The organism is Rudanella lutea DSM 19387, assembly GCF_000383955.1.
GTDB lineage: Bacteria > Bacteroidota > Bacteroidia > Cytophagales > Spirosomataceae > Rudanella > Rudanella lutea.
Window position 1 is genome coordinate 688,444 of record NZ_KB913013.1, and the last position, 21,225, is coordinate 709,668.

Sequence of the window (21,225 nt, forward strand, 5' to 3'; positions counted from 1 at the left end):
TTGATTGAGTAAGTGAGTGAATTAGCCTATTTTTTTCTTGACCGCCTTTACCCAGCCCGGCTCTTCGACCTCATTTTCGAGCAGAAACGCGTACGGGTGCAAGGTCGGAATGTGCGCGCATACGATCCGGATTACCGCAAACAGGGGTTCAAACAGAATCATGCCCGGCACCCCCCAGATGAGTTCACCCAGCACAATGGCGATAATGGTGAAGATAGGGCTCAGATCGAGCTGTGCGCCCATCACGAGCGGTTCGATGATGTTGTTGTCGATGACCTGCGCCGACACGAGCACTACGAGCGTAGGCAGGAGCATATCGGGCGAGCCACTCACCAACGCCATAAACAACGGAAAAGCTCCGCCGACAAACGCCCCGATGTACGGAATAAGCGTGGGAATCACAGCCACCAGACTCATCAGAATAGCGTTCTCGACGCCGACAATGGAAAGTCCGATGCTGTAGAATAGGGCCAGAAACCCCATGGAAACCAGACGGCCGCTCAGGTACTGCGCCGACACACTGCTGATCTGACTCAGGGCATCGTTGACAGCCGGTCGGTTTTCGGGCGCGGCCAGTTTCAGGACAAACGCTTTGTATTTCTCGCGCTTCCAAAGCAGAAAAAAGAGGTACAACACGACCAATACCAGCCCCGTCAGGAACCCCGACAAACCACCAAAAACCGCCGTCAGCGAGCCGCTCGATGCACTCGATAGCTTGGAGACCCCTTCTTTGAGGGCTTGCAACTGCCGTTGCCGGCTCACGCCAAACTGCTGCTGAATCCAGGCTTGCGCCTGCTCAATACCGGTGGTTAGTTTGGTTTGAATCTGCGGCCAGTCTTTTGAGAAACTGGCGGCCTGCGCGTAGATAACGCCCACAAAAAGGCCAATCAGCATCAGAAACAGAAGTACGCACAACAGTGTGGCCCAGATTCGGCCGATGCCCCGGCGCTCAAGCCAGTTGCTTACCGGCATAAAAAGTAACGACAGAATACCAGCAAAGGCCAATGGCACCAGAAACGGCCGACCGAGATACAAAATACCGATTCCTAATACGGCAAAGGCCAGCCGGGTATTTACCTGACTCAACGAAAGTGCTTTCATGGTAGTGTTGGGGGTGATAATCGCTACCGGGTGGCCACAGGCCTTAGGAGCCGCGCTCCGGTAATCTGACTCTGCAACCTCATAGGCCGCCCGACGGTGAGACTCGACCAGCGTACGGCCCCTTTTTTTATCCAATGTGCCCAACGGTGAGCCCCGACAGAACAATTACCCGATTACGCCAATTACCCAGACCCGCCCTCTAGGCTACCAAAAACAATAAACTACAAACCACGCCCCCGGCCTGACGCGGGCAATTGGTTTTCTTTGTTACTTAGCGTTATGTCGCTCAAAACCCGCGTGCTGCCATTTTTGGCGGCTTTATCGTTTGCTTCGGCTACGGCACAAACGCTTCCTATCCTCGAACAAACACCGGCCCGGTTACGCTGGTACCGCATTCGTACCCCGCACTTCTCGGTTTTGTACCCCGAAGGGTTCGAGAAGCCCGCTCAACGAACCGCCCACCGGCTCGAAGGTATCTACGAACCCGTCAGCGCAACCCTCGACAAACGCCCGCGTCGGCTGCCGCTGCTACTGCAAAACCAAACCACTGTCAGCAATGGGTTTGTGACGCTTACCCCCCGGCGGTCGGAGTTTTTTACCACGCCCCCCCAGGACCCGTTTCTGCTTGGTACCTACGACTGGCTCGACCTGCTCACCGTGCATGAGTACCGGCACGTGGTTCAGTTTGAAAAAGCCCTGCAAGGGTTTGGCAAAGCCGCTTATTACCTGTTTGGCAACAATGCGCTGGCTCTGGCCACCCTGGGTGTTCCCGATTGGTTTTCGGAGGGCGATGCCGTAGGGGTAGAAACGGCCCTGAGTGGATCGGGGCGCGGCCGGATTCCGAACTTCGACATGGGTTTCCGGGCCAACTTGCTCGCCGGTCGGCGGTTTAGTTATAACAAAGCGGTAGCGGGCTCGTTTCGCGACAACGTACCCGACCACTACGTGCTGGGCTACCTGCTGACCACCAACCTCCGGCGCGAAAACGGGGCCGATGGCTGGAGCCGTGTGCTCAACGAATACTACCACCGGTTTCCGTGGCCGTTTTCGTTTTCGGGCAGTGTGAAAAAAGTAACCGGCTCGCGTGTCGACAATCTCTACAAACGTACCCTCACGGACCTGACCGAAACCTGGACCAAACAACAGGAAGGGCTCAAACTGACCCCGGCCACGCCCCTACCCGTGCGCCCCGAAAAGCGAGTGTTCACCAACTACCAGAATCCGCAGTATGTATCCGACAGTACGCTTTTGGCCCTCAAAACGGGTTTGGGCGATATTGCCCAGCTGGTACTCCTTCGGCGCAACGGTACGGAGAAAAAGGCCTTTACCCTCGGCCTGTACAACGACCCCGATATGCTGTCGGTCAATGCCGGGCGGGCCGTTTGGGTGGAGTTTCGGTATCACCCCCGCTGGGGCCAGAAAGTCTGGTCAGAACTTCGTTCGCTCGACCTGACCACCGGCCGCCAAACCCGCCTGACGAGCCAGACCCGGTACACGGCCGTAGCCCTCTCGCCCGATGGTTTCAGCATTGCCGCCGTTGAGCACACCGCTGACTATAAAACCCGGCTGCTGGTCCTCGACGCCGAAACGGGCCGGGTGAAACAAACGTTACCCAACCCATTTGACTATTTTTACCTGCATCCCCGCTGGACCGACGATAGTAAAGCCATCATTGCCGTAGCCCTGCGCGATGGCCGCAAAACGATTCAGCGCATCGACCCCGTTACGGGCCAGCGTACCGACCTGCTCCCCGAACTGAACCGCAACATCAGCCACCCGCAGCCCTGGGGGCCATACGTGCTGTACAACTCACCCCAGTCGGGCATCGACAATATTTACGCCGTCGACACGCGCAACGGCCGTACATACCAGGTCACGTCGCGGCCGCTGGGGGCCTACCACGCGGCTATTTCGCCCGATGGAAAACATCTGGCGTTTCATGATTTTTCGGCCGATGGGCACCGTGTGCAGGAGATGCCGCTGGCCCCCGAACGCTGGACACCCGCTACCGAAGTTAACGACCGGACCGTGCGGTATTTTGGTCCACTTGTGGCACAGGAGCCCGGTGTGGGTCAGGCCCGTGTGGCCCTGAGCGACTCTGCCCCGTTACCGGCTCCCTTCCCGGCGTCGCGGTTTCGGCGATTGCCACACGCCCTCAATATTTACGGCTGGGGGCCTATTTTTTCATCGACGGGGCAGGAATTGACGCTCGGCATCGACTCGCGCGATCTGCTGGCTACTACCCAGCTCTCCACGGGCTTTTTGTACAATCAGGCCGAACGAACCGGCGCTTTTTTTGCCAATGCCAGCTATCAGGGCCTGTTTCCGGTGTTCGACCTGTCGTTTCAGACGGGCCGTAATCAAACCAGTGTTTATGTAGACCGGCGGCTTCCGCTCGACAGCCTGCGCTCTGATACCTGGAATTACAATCAGTTTTCCGCCGGCATTCGACTACCGTTTCAGCTCACTCAAACAAAATACCGGCAGAGCCTCACCCTTTCGGCCCAGTACAATCTGATTCAGGTATCGGGGTACGACCTGCCCGCCCGACCACTTAATGAGGTTGGGGGCGGCCGGGTGCTCAACGCACTCAACTACGGCCTGACGTACCAACGGCTCCTGAAACAAAACAAGCGCGATGTGGCACCACCCTGGGGGCAGGCCCTCAGCCTGACCTGGCGCACGACGCCTTTTGGCGGAGCCTTACGGGCCGAACAGATCAGCGCTCAGGGTAACCTGTTTTTTCCCGGCCTTATCAAGCACCATTCGCTGCGGTTGCGGGGCGGCTACCAGCAACAGTTTCAGGATACCTACCGGTTTAGCCCGGCTACGTTTTACCCACGGGGGCAACTGTACACCAGCTTCGACAAACTTTGGGTGGGCGGGGCCGAATACCGATTCCCCGTGGCCGACACGCACTGGAACATCGGGCGGCTGGCCTACATTCAACGAATCAAAGCGGCCGGTTTTTACGATGCCGCTCAGGGCGATGTGCAGGTAGCCGTCGTGAATCAGAACGGGCAGTTGTTACGCTTCGAGAATCGACGCCGGAACCTCGCTACCGTCGGGGCCGACCTATCGTTTGTGTTCAATGTGCTGCGATTCCGGCTGCCGTTTGAGGTAGGTGCACGGGCTACCTACGCCCTCAACACGGGCGAGTTTCAGATAGAGCCGCTGGTGCTCGATATTGGCTTTTAATTGGTAAGATTGGTGGCACCATCGGGGTGCCACCGGTTTATTTTACCCGTAGAATTTCGCCGTTGTAGTTCATGTACACCGTGAAGTCGGTGGTTTTGTCCGTTTCGGGGTCACGCAGGCGCATGGTCAGGCTAACGTACTTCTGGCTGTTGAAGGTCGGTTTATACTGCACCGATTGCAGCACTCCTTTTTCAATCACCGAATCGCTCTCCGAGAAGTACCCCAAATCTTCTTTAACCAGCGTACGCCGAAAAACCGGCTTGCCCGATTTGCGGGTGGCCGTCACATCCACCGAGTTATTGAAATAACATCCATCGGGGCCGGGCGTTGTGTTATCGGCCTGATTGAGCGTCAACGCTACTTTCAGGTCTTTCCCTGACTCCTGATATTCGTCGGCTTTGCCCAGTTTGGCCGGCTCAACAACCGATTTACAGTTTTCGGGTTTAGCCGGGGCTGCGGCTGCCGTCACAGAGTCGGCCGCGGTAGTCGATGCCGTATCGGTTTGGGCGGTTTCAGAACGGCCACAGCCGGCGAGCACGGCCGTCAGGCTCAGAATAAGGAAGCTTTTTTTCATAACACAAACGAAGACAAAACCGGACAGCCAGCCCCGACGCGGGTTGCGGGTCGGCACTGGCTGTTAATCGGGCTCAAAGAAAACCTAAAAATCGATTCGGTAGTAAAACACGGGCAGAAAGCCCAACTGATACTCCTGCTTGATAAACGACCCATCGGGTTGGGGCGCGTAGCTGAGCGACAGTAAATTCTCAATGCCCAGAATGTTCACCAGGTCAACGGCAATGGTGTGCGTCAGACGGCCTCCCCGGGCGTTCATTCGGTTCATTTTGTAATCAACCTTTATATCAAACCGGCGATACGGCGCAAACTGAAGGGTATTGCGGGTCGCATCCTTGAACAGGATCTCCTGCGCCAATTGCGACGCGGCCTCGTCGACCGGGCCGTACCAACGCCCCCCTACTGCCGTGTACTTGGCGCCCACATTCAGGCTATTCCGCTTACCCTGCCCCCGCTCAAACGTAAACTCTTTGGCTACCAGCGCATTGAAAGCGTACCGACCATTAAAATCAGTATTCCGCAACACCCCATCGGAGCCCCGGTAGCGGGCATCGAACAGCGAGCCCGTTACGAGAAAATAATAACTATCGCTAAAGAATTTTTCGAGCGTCAGCTCTACCCCGTAGTTCCGACCCGTACCGCCGTTGTAGAGTTTCTGCGGGAACACCCGTGAGAACCCTGCCCCCGTGTTGAGAATCGAAAACGACGTGCGGCCTACCTCCACCGGTACGTTGAACAAATACTGGTAATAAGCCTCCAGTTTCATCCGCACGTTGCGGCCCAGCAGGCGGTCGTAAGCAGCCACGTAATGCCAGCTTTTGGTGAGCCCCACCTCACGGTTCAGCTCGCTCATCGGCGTAGGTCTGAACGACGACGTAAGGTCGGGCGTCTGGTAGAAATACGCGTAGGTCGGCATCATCTGGCTATGCAGGCCCACAGCCACGCTCAGTTTCTGGCGATTGGGCAACTCGTACACCAGCCCGGCGCGGGGCTCCACGGGCGATACACTGTGTTTGTTCAGGGTGAAAATAGTGCTTGTCAGCCCAGCGCTGAGGGTCAGCTTTTCGGTCAGGTTGGTGCGCCACTGCACAAACGGTTGCAACAGCAGGGCCCTAGTGCGGGTATCCCAGCGGGGTTGCCAGGGCTGTAACTCGGGCACCACACCCGGCCGGGTAACGACCACCCGAACGCTGTCGTAAAGGTTGAAAAAGTACGTATCGGCGTTCAGACCCGCCTTGAGCGAGCTGCGGGCGTTGAATTTGTGCGTCAATGCAAGCGAAACCGACGCCTTAGTGTCAGCAAAGCGATAATCGAGAATGGGGGCAATCCGGTCGATCACAAAACGGTCGTTCTGCACGGCGGGCTTCCCATCCGGCCCGTTCCGCAAAAACAGATAATTGTGGTTGGCATCCTGCACCGTACCCGACGCGGCTACCGTGGCTTTAAGGAAGGTTTTACGACTGAGCGGCTTCTCGAAGGTCAGGCCCGACACAAACATGCGCGAGGTGTAGTACTGATCGCGGTCGTTCTGGCCAAATATGTTCCGATCCGATACCGACTGTTCACTGACCAGAATATCGACCGTACTGGTCCCGCCAAAGCCCCAGAACGAGAGCCGCCCGCCGGGGGCACCGTCGCGTCCTTTGAGCGGAAAACTAAACCGAAACGACGCATCCTGATACGTCGGGACAGCCTGCGTGCCAATATCGATACCTATTTTGTTGAATAACCACAGGTTGGCGTACCGGTACGTGACCAGATACGACGCCCCCGATTTGCGCGAGAGTGGCCCCTCGGCCATGGCTTCGGTTCCGAGAAACCCAAACTGAAGCGACCGCTGATGCCGCTCGTTGTTACCGTTGCGCAGCTTCAGGTCAAATACCCCAGCAATACCGTTGCCAAATTCGGCCGGAAAAGCCCCCGTAAAAAAGTCGGAGTTGGCGAGGGTGTTGTTGCGGATAATGCTCACCGGCCCGCCCGACGTACCCGGTATGGCAAAGTGATTGGGGTTCGGAATACTGATGCCCTCTACGCGCCAGAGCACCCCGCTGGGCGAGTTTCCCCGAATCACGATGTCGTTGCGCGAATCGTCGGCGCCCTGCACCCCGGCAAAGTTCGAAGCCATCCGGGCGGGTTCGCCCCGGCTGCCCGCGTACCGGTCGGCCTCGTCGACGGTAAACTGCCGGGCCGACACCAGGGCCATCTCGTTCTTGGCGTCGCCCGTACGCTGCGCCTTTACGGTCACAGTGGCCAGTTCATTGATGGCTTCATCGAGCTCCACATCCAGAATAGTTTCGCGGCCAGCATCCACCACAATGTTGTTCAACAAGGCATTTTTGTAGCCGATGAGCGTGACGAGCACCGTTTGCCGACCAACCGGCACATTAGGCAGCCGAAACCGCCCGAGCGTATCGACCGTAGTGCCGGTTGTGGGTTTGTTGGCCTTGTCGAGCAGTTGAACCGTCGCGCCGAACAAGGGATACTTCGATTCCCGGTCAACCACCCGACCGCGCAGGGTTTGGGTGGGTTGGGCTACGGCAAGCAACGGAGCAAGCAGCAACCCCAAAATAGGTAGCAGGTGTTTCATGTCGATTAAGTAAGTAATGCCGAGAAATTACGGATTCCCGACGAGTGGTGAGTCGTGGATGAAAGTTGAGTGTTAACAGGTTATTCAGCAAAGAAAATTGAATGTACGGTAGAGAAAGGTTAATTCGTTGACCCGATTTCAGGGGTATATACTCCCTAAAGCCGCCCAATACACCCGAACGATAATGTGGATATTCCGGTTAAGGAATTGTATATTTGAAAAAATAAGCGGTAAACTGGCCGGGAACCAAAGGTCAGTTGCAGTTGCATTCACATTTTATTTCTCTGCACGTGACCTTTCACGACTTTAATCTCCACGACGACGTACTGACGGGCGTCGACGCCATGAATTACCAGCAGGCCACGCCCATTCAGCAGATGGCCATTCCCAAGATCATCGAGGGTAAAGACCTGATCGCCTGCGCACAAACCGGTACCGGCAAAACAGCCGCTTACCTGATTCCGCTGCTCGACAAGATCTCGCATGCCGGGCATCAGCACACCAGCACCCTGATTCTGGTTCCTACCCGTGAACTGGCCAAGCAGATCGACGAGCAGGTTGAGGGGTTTGCCTACTTTGTATCAGCCACGAGTATTGCGCTCTACGGCGGTGGTAAAGGCGAAAACTGGGATCAGCAACGCAATGCCCTCACCACCGGTGCCGATATTATCATTGCCACACCGGGCCGGCTGATGGCACACATGCAGCTGGGCTACGTGAAGTTCGATCAGCTCAATTATCTGGTGCTCGACGAAGCCGACAAAATGCTCGATATGGGCTTTGCCGACGATATTCTGAAAATTGTACGGGAACTGCCCAAAAACCGGCAAACGCTCATGTTTTCGGCCACAATGCCCGGCAAAATCCGGGAGTTTGCCAAGAAGTTGCTCACCAATCCCGATGAGATTACGCTGGCGGTTTCCAAACCAGCCGAAAAAATTGATCAGCAGTTTTATCTGGCCAAAGATCACCAGAAGTTGCCGCTGCTCATGCACCTCATTCAGCAGGCCAACGCCCAAAGCATGGTGTTGTTTACCTCGCGCAAATCGGAGGTGAACCCCATTGTACGTGCGCTGACGAAACTGGGCTACGAAGCCCACGGAATCTCGTCGGACATTGAGCAGGACGAGCGCGAGAAGGTCTTACGGGGCTTCAAAAACAAGCAATTCCCGATTCTGGTGGCTACGGATGTACTCTCACGCGGTATTGACATCGACAGCCTGAGTCACGTAGTCAACTACGATGTACCGCGCGATGCCGAAGACTACGTGCACCGGATTGGCCGCACGGCCCGCGCCGAAAATACCGGTACCGCCATCACGTTTGTCAATGAGATGGACATGCAGCGGGTGCGGAAAATTGAGCGGCTGCTCGACAAAAAAATTGAAAAGCGGGCCATTACCGAAGAACTGGGCCTTGGTCCCGCGCCTTCAGAAAATGGGGGCGACCGACCCGCCGACCGCGGCCGCAACGACCGATCAAAAACGGGCAAACGACCCGAACGCGACCGCCGGCCTGAGCGCTCCAATACGCCCCGTGCCGAAGGCCCCCGCCCCGAATCACAAGCCAGTTCGGATACTCCTCGCCCGAAAAACCGCAACCGTAAGCGCGGTGGCCGGGATGGCAAACCGGGCACACCCCGCCCCGAGGGTGCTGTTGCCCCCCAGCCGGGCGGAGCAGTTGAGGGCGAAGCTGTAGCTAACCCAACCGTTGGAGCAGCCGAAGGAGAGGCCAAAAAGCCCCGTCGGCGCAACCGAAACCGCGGTCGCAAGCCCAGCCCACAAGGCGAAGGTACACCCGCACAACCAACCGTTGAAGCGTAACGAACAATGCTTAGCGCCATTCACCCTAAATTGCCCATGCGCGACAAACAGGTCACGCAAGCGTTTTACGTAAACCAACTGGGCTTTACGGTGAGTGGCGACTACCCCGATTACCTGATACTGTACCGGGATGAGGTGGAAATTCACTTTTTCCATTTCCCTGACCTTGACCCGCATCAGAACTATGGGCAGGTTTACATCCGCACGAGCCATATCGATGCGGTTTATCAGTCGCTGGTGCAAAACGGAACCCCGATTCACCCCGGCGGTGAACTGGCCCTAAAACCGTGGCAGCAAAAAGAGTTTTCGGTAATTGACCCCGATCATAACCTGCTTACATTCGGGCAAGCCTTGTAAATAGACTATCTCCGCGGCCTTTGTGGGCTCTATTCACTTATTTTCTCTTCTCCGTAGGTGACCTTGTCAGTATGATGAGGTTACCTTTTGTTTTTGTCTATAGTGATTTAGCCCCGACCTTTGCAGCCGCCAGCGCGGCAAAACCGCAACCGGCTTACCCACTTACAAAACCACTTACAGATTATTTCGTGAATCGTTTACTGCTACTGGTGTGCCTGAGCTGGCTGTCGTTGTCGGCTTGGGGTCAAAAAAAGAACGACGCCTTCCAGTACCATATTTCCCGGGCCACTTCGCCGATTCGGATCGACGGGGCCGCCGACGAAGCCGCCTGGCAGAGTGCACAGCTTGCTACTGACTTTTACATGGTGCTTCCGATGGACACCAGCCGGGCTCGCATCCGCACTGAGGTTCGGATGGCCTACGACGACAACAACCTGTACATGGTGGCTATTTGCTACCATCCCGAAAATCAGCCCTACGTGGTCGAATCGCTCCGGCGCGACTGGAATTTTGGGAAAAACGATAACTTTCTTCTCTTTCTTGACACGTTCGACGATCAGACCAACGGGTTCAGTTTTGGGGCCAACGCCGTGGGCGCACAGTGGGACGGTTTGATGTTTGAAGGGGCCAAAATAAACACCAGCTGGGACAACAAGTGGTACTCGGTGGTACGCAACTACCCCGACCGATACGTGTTCGAAGCCGCCATTCCGTTCAAAACCATCCGGTACAAAAAAGGGGTTACCCGCTGGGGGGTCAACTTTAGCCGCCAGGACCTGACGAGCACCGAAAAATCGTCGTGGACGCCCATTCCCCGGCAGTTTCCAACGGCCTCGCTCGCGTACACAGGCACACTCGTGTGGGATCAGGCGCCCCCACAGGCAGGCCCAAATATTTCGGTGATTCCCTACGTATTGGCCTCTACCGCCCGCGATTTTTCCCGGCCCGACCGACCGGCCCCAGAAGCTACCGTGGGGGGCGACGCCAAAGTGGCTCTGACCTCGTCGCTCAATCTGGACCTGACCGTCAACCCCGACTTTTCGCAGGTTGAGGTCGACCGGCAGGTGACTAACCTCGACCGATTCGAGCTGTTTTTCCCCGAACGGCGACAGTTTTTCCTTGAAAACGGTGACCTCTTTGCCAACTTCGGCTATAATAATATCCGGCCATTTTTCAGCCGTCGGATCGGGCTGGGCGTACCTATCCGGTACGGTGCCCGCCTGAGTGGCAAGCTGAATAAAGACTGGCGGATTGGCGTCATGCACATGCAGACAGGTGAGGTAGAGGACGTGAACCTGCCCCGGCAGAACTTCACGGTAGCCGCTCTGCAACGGCGTGTAGCCGCCCGCTCCAACGTGGGGCTGCTGATGATCAATAAGCAGTCGATGAATTACGAGCCCCGCGAAAATTTTCCGACGTATTCGCAGTACAACCGCAACTTGGGTCTGGAGTACAACTTGGCGTCGGCCAACAACCTCTGGACGGGTAAGGCCCTGTACCTGAAATCGTTTTCGCCCAATAGCCGCCCCGACAACGGGGTGATGGCCGGTAACCTGCAATACAACAACCGCAAGTGGCTGATCAACGGGCAGTACGAGTACGTAGGTACTAACTATAACCCCGAAGTGGGGTATGTACCCCGGCGTGGCTACCAGAAGTTCAATGCCCAGATTGGCTATCTGTTTTTCCCGAAAGGAGGCAGTATTCTGAGTCACGGTCCGCAGCTAAACACGACCGTGTTTATGAACACCAGGCTCGACCGGCAACTCGACAATGAACACTATATTCTGTACGGACTGCAATTCCGTAACAAAAGTACTTTTGCGGGTTGGGTTGCTTCCAATTTTGTGCGGCTGCTGGCCGACCTCGACCCCACCAATAGCGGGAAAGCCAGGTTAGGTACTGGTACGCTGCATTACTGGCGCGCCTGGGGCACCGAGTTTGTATCGCGGCCGCAAAGTATGTTTACCTACGGTTTCTCAACCCGGTACGGCGGCTTTTACGACGGCGGCACCCGCCTGAACATCACCACCGATATGGCCTATCGGATTCAGCCCTACGCCAGCCTCGCCCTCACCTCCAGCTACAACCGCATTGATCTACCCAACCTCTCGGGCCTGACGACCTTCTGGCTGGTAGGCCCCCGGCTCGATCTGACCATGACCAATTCGCTCTTTGTCACGGCGTTTATGCAGTACAACGAGCAGGCAAAAAACGTGAATCTGAATACCCGTTTACAATGGCGTTACAAGCCCGCGTCTGACTTATTCATTGTGTACACAGACAACTACCTACCCGAAAATTTCCGGGTCAAAAGTCGGGCACTCGTGTTTAAGTTGACGTACTGGTGGAATGTATAAAGGGGAAGTATCCTCCAAAACCGCAACGCCCCCGGCAGACCAAATTGGTTACCGGGGGCGTTGTGGTTTTGAAAGCAGATAAGTACCGAGTTAGAATACAATGAGCAATGAACAATTAATAGTTTGACAGTCAAATTAGTAACTTACTCCCTATTTTGCATTGTACATTATACGTCCATTGGACATTCACTCATCACCGACCCATCACCAATCGGGTTTGAGCGGGTACTTTGTCGGCTTCGCCGAGCTGCACATTGAACGTTCCCTCTTTTTGCAGATTCCGGTCAATAGCCAGGGTCACGGTATGCATACCCGCGGGTAGTTCGAGCAGGGCACCCCGGTCGGTCAGTTTAAGGGGGCGGTTGCCCACCCAGGCGGTCAGGCCATTTGTGGTGCTCAGATCCAGATTCACGTTGCCTTTAGTCAGCACCTCCAGCTCGAACCGCAGCACACTGTGCCGACGGCCGCCAGCCTGTTCGACGATGGGCAGTTCGGCTAGGGGAACCGAGCCCGCAACGGTACTGTACAACGGTTGAGAAGTCACTTTGCCAATGTCACGCACCAGGTAACCCAGCCCTTCATCGCGGAGTTTACGGCTCAACTCAGGCGTTGGAACCACGGTACTCCACCGGCGCACAAACCGGGCAGTTGGCACACGAAACTGCCCCGATTCGCCCATTTTGGTCAGGAAACTAACCAGATTTATAAACTCGGCTTTGTCCAAAGTAGCGGTCAGCCCGGCGGGCATGAGTGAGCCCGGCACCTTCTCAATCACGTTGATCTGGCTTTTCGGCACCGATACTTCGGCCCCCGTCACGTCGCGCAGGACAACGTCGGATGTACCGTTGCTGACCAGATACCCCATCAGTTCGGAGCCGTCTTTTTTGGCTACCCGCTGCAATTCGTAGCCTTCTTTAATCGACTGGCTGGGGTACAGAATTGATCGAATAATGGTCTCAGCGGGCGAGCTGGTTCCGAGGCTACTCAGGTCGGGGCCAATCCGGCCACCCGCCCCGCCAATAGCATGGCACGACTGACAGGCCAGGCCCGTACGCCGGTACACGATCTCGCCCTTGACCGGGTCGGCCGTTTCTTTTACGAGCTTCGCCATGGCCGCAATGTCTGATGCGCTGAGTTCCTGCGGCATTTTCTCAGCGGGCAACACCCCTCCCGATGCTTCGATGGCTTTGATGAGTTGCGTCACGGTTTCATCACCGCGCCGGTTCCAGGGCACATGACGCTGCATAGTCTGGCGGCCCGCCGTGGCTAAGCCTTCCGGAATTTTGCGGGCCGTCAGCTCTTCGGCCAAAGCACGAGCCCCCTGCTTGTGCACCAGAAAAGCCCGGAACAAATCGGTCACGTCGGTATCGGCCGGCAGCGTACGCAGCAGATTCCCCGCTATGGGGGCTGCCTCCGTTGGGTTGGCAACGGCCAATTGAGCCACGGACGCCAACCGTAGGTCGACCGGGTTTTTAGCGCCAGCCATCTCGGTCAGGGCTTTGCGGGCCGCATCGCTGTTCATGGCGGCCAGCGAAGTCAGGGCGGCTTTGCGCAGCGTTTTATCGTCTTTACGAGCCAGAGCTGTGAGGGTAGCGGTTTGGTCTTCGAGCTTCCACAAGCCCAGCAGACGCACGGCACTGGCAGCCACAGCTTCGTCATCGCTCGTTATCAACCCCGTCAGCCGACTCAGGTTACCCGATGGTTTTTCGCCCCGACGGGCGGCTTCCTCCAGCGCACCCAACTGTGAGGCAACCGCCTTTGGGTCAGATGCTTGGAGCAAAGCTTTATCGAACACCACCGACAGGTCAGCGGGTTTACCAAATTTCGCCAGGGAGGCCAGTACATCTTTCTGATACTCGGCAGGCACCTGATTTTGCCCGTACAACCGGGCCAGTTGCGCCACGGCTTCGGGGCTACTCACCGATTTGAGGGCGAACACCGTTTTCTGGGGTGATCCGAAAAAGTCGGCCTCGGTTTTGAGACGGGGTGCCCAGTACGACTCACCCTCGCGAACGGTTTGCCAGAGGGCAAAATCCAGAAACTCGTCCATCGGTTTATCCAGAGCCGCCAGGGCCGTCCGCACGGCTTCGGGTGTTTTCACCTGCCGCAGGCCAATCACCGCTTCCAGCCGAACCTGTGGGTGCGGATCGGCCACGGCCTTGGTGAGCAGGGCGGGCACATTGGCAACCTTGCCCGGCCACACCTGCAAGGCACGCAGGGCCGCAGCCCGCGCCCGGTGGTTTTGCGCGTTCAGGAGCCGCAACAGTAGCGGTTCATTGGCCACTTCGAGCGTTTGGTACGTCCAGAGCGCTTCGAGCAGGTGATGCTCATAGTCGAGGTGGTTTTTGTCCAGCCCATCCACCCACTGCCGCAAGGCCGGAATCACCTGTGCAGCCCCGCGGGCTTTGAGCACCTGTTTGGCCTGAAGGCGGGTCCAGTCTTCGGGTAGTTTGAGCATGTCGAGCAACTCACTCACCGACGCTTTGCTCAGCGGTGGCTTTTTGACCAGGGGTCGGTTTTTAGCCACAATGCGCCAGATGCGACCATGCTCCTGGTCGCGCCGGGGATCGTGAAAATCGACCTCGCCGTGCTGAATAATAGGGTTGTACCAGTCGGCCACGTAAATGGCGCCATCAGGGCCTACCGAAATATCCACGGGCCGGAACGCGACGTTATCGGTCCAAAGCAAATCGTCGAGCTGTCGCGACGCATAGCCGCTCCCCTGTTCTTCGAGCTTAAACCGGTTGATTCGGTTGGCCCGGAAATCGTTGGTAATGAGCGTACCCTGCCACGAATCAGGCATGTGTCGCCCCGACACCACTTCGAGCCCCGAATGCTTCGGCTGCCCCGGATTCAGACCGCGCAAAATACGGGCCGCACCGGGTGCTGTAACAAACGTAGCCCCCGGAAAAGCGTAGTTGATGCCTTCGCCCCCGGCCCCGTCGGTCAGAAATGACTGTCCCCACTTGTCAAATTGCAGGCCCCAGGGGTTCACAAGCCCTTTGGCGTACACGTCGAGCTCCCGCTTTTTAGGGTTCATCTGCCAAACGCCACCGCCTTCGAGCCGCTTGATCCCCGAGGGTGTTTCGACGTGGCTATAGATGTAAATTGACTGATTGAAATACAGCAGACCTTCGGGACCCCAGCGGAACGTGTGAATAAGGTGGTGCGTGTCGGCGGTACCAAAACCATTCACAATCCGGCGTCTTTGGTCGGCCTTACCATCGCCATCCGTATCGGCAAAGTGTAGAATCTCGGTGGAGTTGGCTACGTACACGCCCCCATCGCCGGGCAGAATTCCGGTGGGTGTCAGCAGGCCTTCGGCAAAAATGGTCGACTTATCGGCCTTTCCGTCGCCGTCGGTGTCTTCGAGCACAAAGATTTTATCGTTGGCCTCTTCACCGGTTTTAAGGTGCGGATAGGCCGTGCTGCTCACCACCCACAACCGCCCGTCGGCGTCCCAGTTCATCTGAATGGGCTTGGCCACGAGTGGGTCGGCGGCAAAGAGCGTAACCTCGAAGCCATCGGCAATCTTAAACGATTCAAGTTCGCGCTTAATGTCGGGTTTCGGAATATCGGTCAGATTCTCCTGATGAACGGTGGCGGTAAGAATCAGAAAAACCGGGACGCTCAACAGGGTTGAGAGGGGCCTGGGAAACCAGCTTGTTTTCATCACGTTCGGTTTACTTCAAAAGGGTAAGTTGATAAACTCTTGGTTTGGGGGTGCGGGTGAGGGCAATCTGACTTTCGAGCCACTTAATGATAAAATTCTGCTCTTCAAGCCCTTTCACGTGTCGGCCCTGCTCATACGAGCGAAAGCCGAGAATATACGTTGTGTTGAGCGGCCGGTACTGGAAATAAAACAGCTCGTTCTTTTTGTTGATCAGGTGACGCAGGTCGCGGGCTTGCTCGACCCCACTCCCCTGTCGGATTTCGACGCCCTCGGCCCACTCTTTTGCCGATGCCGTTACGACCTCGGCATTGTCGATTCGGAGTGTGTAATAGCCTTTTTTGAGGCCAGTCACTGCAAGCACATTCCCTTTTTCGGGAATTACCCCGGCATCGGCAGGCTTGGGCAGTGGCAGCCAACGCTCATCTACCGTAAACCCAATCCGCTCGGCTTTGGGGTCAGCAGTTGCCGCCCGCACCGGCCCCGATGCATCGACCGAGGTCTTACCGACTGCCACCTGAATAGCTCCATGTCGTGCGGGGAGGCCCAGCCGTTCTTCCAGCAGGGTTGCCAGCCGGTAATAGCCCGCTTCGTTCAGGTGTATGCCGTTTTCGGTGATTGTCCGTTTGTCGGGGATAGCCGCCAGCGGGCCGAACAGATCAATATACCGTTTGCCCCGGTCGGTGGCTGTTTTGGCAATCGCTCCGGCGTAGCGTTGCAGCATGGCGTTGTACTCGGTGCGGTTGGGAATGGAGTCGGACAACACCGGAATGGTAGACAGCAGAACAGCCTGCGCCCCCAGTTCGTCCACCTTGTCGACCAGTTTGTTCAGGCCCTCCACAAAACGGGGTAAACCGGCTTCGCCCTCCTGCGCTTCGATATTGCCGTAGCCAATAAACACGACGGTCGGTTGCGCTTTGGTCAGGTGCTCCATGAGCAGTTCGTAAGCCGTGGGCGGGTTGGTAATGGTGCTACGGGCTACACCGTACACGTTGTCGCCGGTCCAGCCAATGTTCCGAAACGTAACCTCTTTGTCGGGCCAGCGGGTGGTAAGAGCCAGTTCCAGATACCCGAATTGAACGTCGTTTTCGAAGAGCGAATTGCCCACAAATACCACCCGGTCGCCTTTTTTGAGGGTAAACGGAGCCGCTGACGGCGAATTTATCTGGGCAGAACCGGGGGAGGAACAAAGAGCAATGAATAGAAAACAACAAATCAGGGAAGCCCCTGCCTTTAACCTTCTCATACAATACATTATAAAGGGAGTAGTCGGTTGATCGACGTACATGTGGTGATCTTGTGTAAAAAGTTAGGAACGCCCGCAACTACTTGTTTTGCTTACCTCATCCTTCCTAAGCCTGCCCACCAACAACTTGTCAGCGAACACCCGAGAGCGCATTTTGTCAAAAAAAGCCCCCAGCCGGGACGTAACAGAAACCACTTGGGTTGTTACGCCCCGCTGGGGGCTTAAAATGAATCTTGTATGGTGTTTACGCAACCAGCTCAAGCAGGTGATCCTGCTGGAGCACGGCCCGCTGCCGCTCGCTCAGGCCTTCCGACGCTTTCATCAGCGGCAACCGAACGTGCCCTTCGATGAGGCCCATAATTTCGAGGATGTTTTTCACCCCGACCGGGTTGCCTTCTTCGTACAACAGAGGGTCGATACGCAGGAAATGACTCAGTTCTTTCGAAGCAAACGCGAAATCACCCTGCAAAGCCGCATCGATCAGCGCGCTGAACCGAGCCGGTAGGGCGTTGGCAATAACCGACATCACGCCCACACCACCGATGCTGATAATGGGCACAGCCTGCACATCATCGCCCGAGATGAGGAGGAAATCGTCCGGTTTGTCGCGGGCAATTTCCATGCACTGCTCAATAATGCACGAGGCCTCTTTCACCCCGATGATATTGGGATGCTGAGCCAGCGTACATACCGTTTCGGCGGTCATGTTGATGCCTGTCCGGGGCGGAATGTTGTACAGAATGACGGGCACCGGCGAAGCATCGGCCACACGGGTAAAGTGTTCGATCACTCCCCGCTGACCCGGTTTATTATAGTATGGACAAACCGACAGGATGGCGTCAACGCCTTCGAAGTCAGTTTCCTTAAGCGTATTCACAACGTCGGGCGTCACATTTCCTCCCACCCCGTACACAATGGGCAGCTGTTTCGGATTATTCTCCTTCAGGTACTGCAACAACTGTTTCTTTTCCGCTTTCGTCACCGTCGGCGACTCGCCGGTTGTGCCTTGCAGCACGATGTAGCGCACCCCTCCGTCTGAGACGTGCTGAATCAGACGGCCGAAGCCGTCAAAATCAATAGAATGGTCGGCGTGAAATGGCGTGACGATAGCCACTCCGACACCGTGAAAGCGATTGTTCATCAATCAGATTTAGTTGTGCAAAGGTGGCTCCGACCTGAACCGGGCCACCCCAGCCGTATTATCACAAAGTTACGTCAATTACGTCAACATCGCCATGAACTCGTCCTCACTAATCATCGGAACTTTAAGGCTTTCGGCTTTACTTACCTTCGAGGGACCCGCATTTTCGCCCACGATGAGGTAGTTGAGTTTTTTCGAAACGCCACTGACCAGCTTGCCCCCGTGGGCGGCAATCTCGGCTTCGAGTTGCTCGCGGCTGAAGTTGGCAAACGTGCCCGTGTAGAGGAAGGTTTTACCAGTAAGCCGATCACTACGCACCTCTACTACTTTGCGTTCGCCCACAAACTGAAGCCCGGCCGCCCGCAACCGTTCTACGTAGTCCCGGTTGTCGGGGTCGGCAAACCAGTTGGCCACGCTTTGGGCAATGCGGGGGCCCACCTCCGGCACGGTAATGAGCACCTCCAGCGGAGCCGCCATCAGTGCATCCATGGTGCCGAAATAGTCAACCAGTTTTTCGGCGGTCGTCGCCCCCACGTACCGGATTCCGAGCGCAAACAATACGTTGGTAAACGGTTGCTGCCGCGACCGCTCCACCGCTTTCAGAATATTGTCGACCGTTTTCTGCCCAAACTTCACGGTGCGGGCCTTACCGGGCTCTTCCGCAGACGTCCGCCCCGAACCGTCGTCGGACAGTACAGGCGTGGCCGGGTAGGTTTTTTCGAGCCCAAGCAGCTTTTCTGTTGTCAGCTCGTACAAATCGGCGGGCGACTGCACCAGCCCCCGCTCAATAAGCAGCTCAATTTTACCTTCGCCCAGGCTCTCGATGTTCATGGCCCGACGCTGAATGAAATGCTCGAACCGGGCCTGACGCTGCGGGGGGCAGCCTTTCTCGTTGGGGCAGTAGAAATGCGCCTGAACGCCCCCCCGCTCATCTTCCATACGCACCAGCGGAGTCTGGCAGGCGGGGCAGGTGGTTGGGTAAACAATGGGCTGTACGGCATCGGTGCGCTTGGTCAGGTCAACGCCGGTCACTTTCGGAATGATCTCTCCGCCCTTTTCAACAAATACCGTATCGCCCAATTGCACCCCCAGGCGCTCAATCTCATTGGCATTGTGTAACGACGCCCGTTTGACTACCGTACCTGCCAACAATACCGGGGTCAGGTTTGCTACCGGCGTAACCGCCCCTGTGCGCCCAACCTGATAAGTAACGTGGTTGAGCGTGGTACTCGCAGCCATCGCCTTATACTTAAAGGCAATGGCCCACCGGGGGCTTTTGGCCGTGTAGCCCAACTCGCGCTGCTGGGCATAGCTGTTCACCTTGATCACAATGCCATCGGTAGCCAGCGGTAACTCGAACCGTCGGGTGTCCCAGTCGTTGATAAACTGCATCACCTCCCGAATATCGGTACACTTCCGCCACGTAGGCGACACATTGAACCCCCAGGCTTTGAGGGCAATCAGGCTTTCCTCATGGGTTTTGAACACCTCTTCGTCTGCCAGAAACGAGTACAGGTAACAGTCTAACCGGCGCTGGGCTACAATCCGCGAATCCTGCTGTTTAAACGTGCCTGAGGCTGCATTGCGCGGGTTGGCCAGCAGAGACTCACCAATATCTTCGCGCTCCTTATTGATCCGTTCGAACTCAGCGATGGGCAGAAAACCCTCGCCCCGAACCTCAAACAGGGCGGGCACCGCCACAGGGACATCCGTACTTTGCCCTATCGAATGGCCAACCCGCAGCGGAAGGGTCCGGATGGTACGGATATTAGCCGTGATATCGTCGCCCCGAACGCCATCGCCCCGGGTGGCTCCCTGCACTAACACCCCATTTTCGTAGGTCATGCTCAGGGCCACCCCGTCAAATTTTAGTTCACAAACGTATTCGAAGGTCTGCCCGTCGAGGCCGCGCCGAACCCGATTGTCGAACTCAACCAACTCGGCTTCCGAATAGGTGTTACCCAGCGAGAGCATCGGAAAGCGATGGTACACAGTTGCAAACTCCTTGCTGATGCCACCGCCTACCCGGTTGGTCGGTGAGTCGGGGCGCTTAAATTCGGGATATTGGGCCTCGAGGGCCGTTAACTGCTCCAGCATCCGGTCGAACGTAAAATCGTCCACTTCCGACACGCTGTTCTGATAGTATTGGTGATTGTAATAATTGAGCTGGTCTGTTAGCCCATTTATCTGCTCCTGGGGCGACATGTACTAGTGCGTTGTATTGGGTAGGCCGGTACCCAACCTGTGGGGCACCTCCGACAACAAAGCTACTACCCAACGGCCAACCTTCCATACCTCCTGCCCCAGTTCAGATGCCCAATATCCGGCGGTCCACCTCAGGGGTTTCGGCAAAAAAAGTTAGTTTTACGGACAAAAAACCACTTAGTAACCGCTAAGCGCGTTTCTGGGGGTAACAGACTTCTTTTTCGCCGTTGCCCCGTTATGAGCTATGAACCAACCGATTATTGCCCCGTCGATTCTGGCGGCCGATTTTGCCAATCTGCAACGTGATGTGGAAATGATTAACCACAGCGACGCCGACTGGTTCCATATCGATATCATGGATGGCGAGTTTGTGCCTAACATTTCGTTTGGCTTTCCGGTGCTGGAAGCCATCCAGAAACACGCCCAAAAACCCCTCGACGTGCACCTCATGATTGTACAGCCCGACCGCTATCTGGAGCAGTTTGCCAAAGCGGGAGCCGCAACCATCACGGTTCATTACGAAGCCTGTACGCACCTGCACCGCACGCTTACGCGTATCCGCGAGCTGGGTTGCAAGGCGGGGGTTGCCCTGAATCTGCAAACCCCCGTGACGGCCATCGAAGATGTGCTCGACTCCATTGATCAGGTGCTGGTGATGACGATCAACCCCGGCTTTGGCGGTCAGAAACTGGTCCCAGCCTCAATTCAGAAAGTGCGCAAGATGCGCCGGTTGCTGACCGAACACCAAAGCCCAGCCCTGATTGAAGTAGACGGGGGCGTTGATTTGAATACCATCACAGCCCTCGCCGAAGCGGGTGCCGATGTTTTTGTAGCGGGCACCTCGGTCTTCAAAGCCGACGATCCGGCTGAGGCTATCCGGGCCTTAAAAGAACGGCCCTTTACGCAGCAGCCCTCACCGATGGCTTAATATTTGTTCTCACTTACGAACGATCTTGCGACTAAC

General features: G+C 56.4%; 12 protein-coding genes. 5 read left to right on the plus strand and 7 right to left on the minus strand.

Annotation, left to right across the window (positions count from 1 at the left end; genetic code table 11):
- Window positions 1–21: 21 nt before the first annotated feature.
- Entirely contained in the window at window positions 22–1,236 is a 1,215-nt protein-coding gene (locus RUDLU_RS0103010) for an AI-2E family transporter (RefSeq protein ID WP_245581616.1), read from the minus strand.
- Window positions 1,237–1,380: 144 nt separating this feature from the next.
- On the opposite strand from RUDLU_RS0103010, the gene RUDLU_RS0103015 reads away from it, so the two are divergent.
- Window positions 1,381–4,299: a BamA/TamA family outer membrane protein gene (locus RUDLU_RS0103015; protein WP_019986871.1), complete on the plus strand. Its 2,919-nt coding sequence runs from the start codon at window positions 1,381–1,383 to the stop codon at window positions 4,297–4,299.
- A 37-nt stretch (window positions 4,300–4,336) separates the two neighbouring features.
- On the opposite strand, the gene RUDLU_RS0103020 is transcribed toward RUDLU_RS0103015, so the two are convergent.
- Both RUDLU_RS0103020 and RUDLU_RS0103025 read right to left on the minus strand, forming a co-directional pair.
- Entirely contained in the window at window positions 4,337–4,873 is a 537-nt protein-coding gene (locus RUDLU_RS0103020) for a membrane lipoprotein lipid attachment site-containing protein (protein WP_044129807.1), read from the minus strand.
- Window positions 4,874–4,957: 84 nt separating this feature from the next.
- The gene (locus tag RUDLU_RS0103025; RefSeq protein WP_019986873.1) at window positions 4,958–7,459 is read right to left on the minus strand and encodes a TonB-dependent receptor; all 2,502 of its coding nucleotides are present in this window, start codon (window positions 7,457–7,459) and stop codon (window positions 4,958–4,960) included.
- Window positions 7,460–7,803: 344 nt separating this feature from the next.
- Here RUDLU_RS0103025 and RUDLU_RS26840 point away from each other — a divergent pair, with 344 nt between their 5' ends.
- The 3 genes from RUDLU_RS26840 (at window position 7,804) to RUDLU_RS0103040 (ending at window position 11,999) form a co-directional block, all read left to right on the plus strand.
- Window positions 7,804–9,282 carry a DEAD/DEAH box helicase gene (locus RUDLU_RS26840; RefSeq protein ID WP_083940659.1) on the plus strand — a complete coding sequence of 493 codons (1,479 nt, stop codon included), beginning with the start codon at window positions 7,804–7,806 and terminating at the stop codon, window positions 9,280–9,282.
- Between the two features lie 36 nt (window positions 9,283–9,318).
- Complete coding sequence (locus RUDLU_RS0103035) at window positions 9,319–9,639, plus strand: bleomycin resistance protein (RefSeq protein WP_245581617.1); 321 nt, start codon at window positions 9,319–9,321, stop codon at window positions 9,637–9,639.
- Between the two features lie 188 nt (window positions 9,640–9,827).
- Window positions 9,828–11,999 carry a carbohydrate binding family 9 domain-containing protein gene (locus tag RUDLU_RS0103040; RefSeq protein WP_019986876.1) on the plus strand — a complete coding sequence of 724 codons (2,172 nt, stop codon included), beginning with the start codon at window positions 9,828–9,830 and terminating at the stop codon, window positions 11,997–11,999.
- 193 nt (window positions 12,000–12,192) lie between these two features.
- Here the strand turns inward: RUDLU_RS0103040 and RUDLU_RS0103045 are convergent, their stop codons facing one another.
- From RUDLU_RS0103045 to ligA, 4 genes are all read right to left on the minus strand, one after another.
- Window positions 12,193–15,672, minus strand: coding sequence for a PVC-type heme-binding CxxCH protein (locus RUDLU_RS0103045; protein WP_019986877.1), 3,480 nt, complete (start codon window positions 15,670–15,672; stop codon window positions 12,193–12,195).
- 10 nt (window positions 15,673–15,682) lie between these two features.
- Window positions 15,683–16,915 (minus strand): GDSL-type esterase/lipase family protein, encoded by a 1,233-nt coding sequence (locus RUDLU_RS0103050; RefSeq protein WP_027302707.1) that lies wholly within the window; start codon window positions 16,913–16,915, stop codon window positions 15,683–15,685.
- A gap of 244 nt (window positions 16,916–17,159) precedes the next feature.
- Window positions 17,160–18,056, minus strand: coding sequence for a 4-hydroxy-tetrahydrodipicolinate synthase (gene dapA, locus RUDLU_RS0103055; protein WP_019986880.1), 897 nt, complete (start codon window positions 18,054–18,056; stop codon window positions 17,160–17,162).
- A 78-nt stretch (window positions 18,057–18,134) separates the two neighbouring features.
- Window positions 18,135–20,261, minus strand: a complete 2,127-nt coding sequence (gene ligA, locus RUDLU_RS0103060; RefSeq protein ID WP_019986881.1) for an NAD-dependent DNA ligase LigA — start codon at window positions 20,259–20,261, stop codon at window positions 18,135–18,137.
- A 244-nt stretch (window positions 20,262–20,505) separates the two neighbouring features.
- On the opposite strand from ligA, the gene rpe reads away from it, so the two are divergent.
- Entirely contained in the window at window positions 20,506–21,189 is a 684-nt protein-coding gene (gene rpe, locus RUDLU_RS0103065) for a ribulose-phosphate 3-epimerase (RefSeq protein WP_019986882.1), read from the plus strand.
- Window positions 21,190–21,225 lie beyond the last annotated feature (36 nt).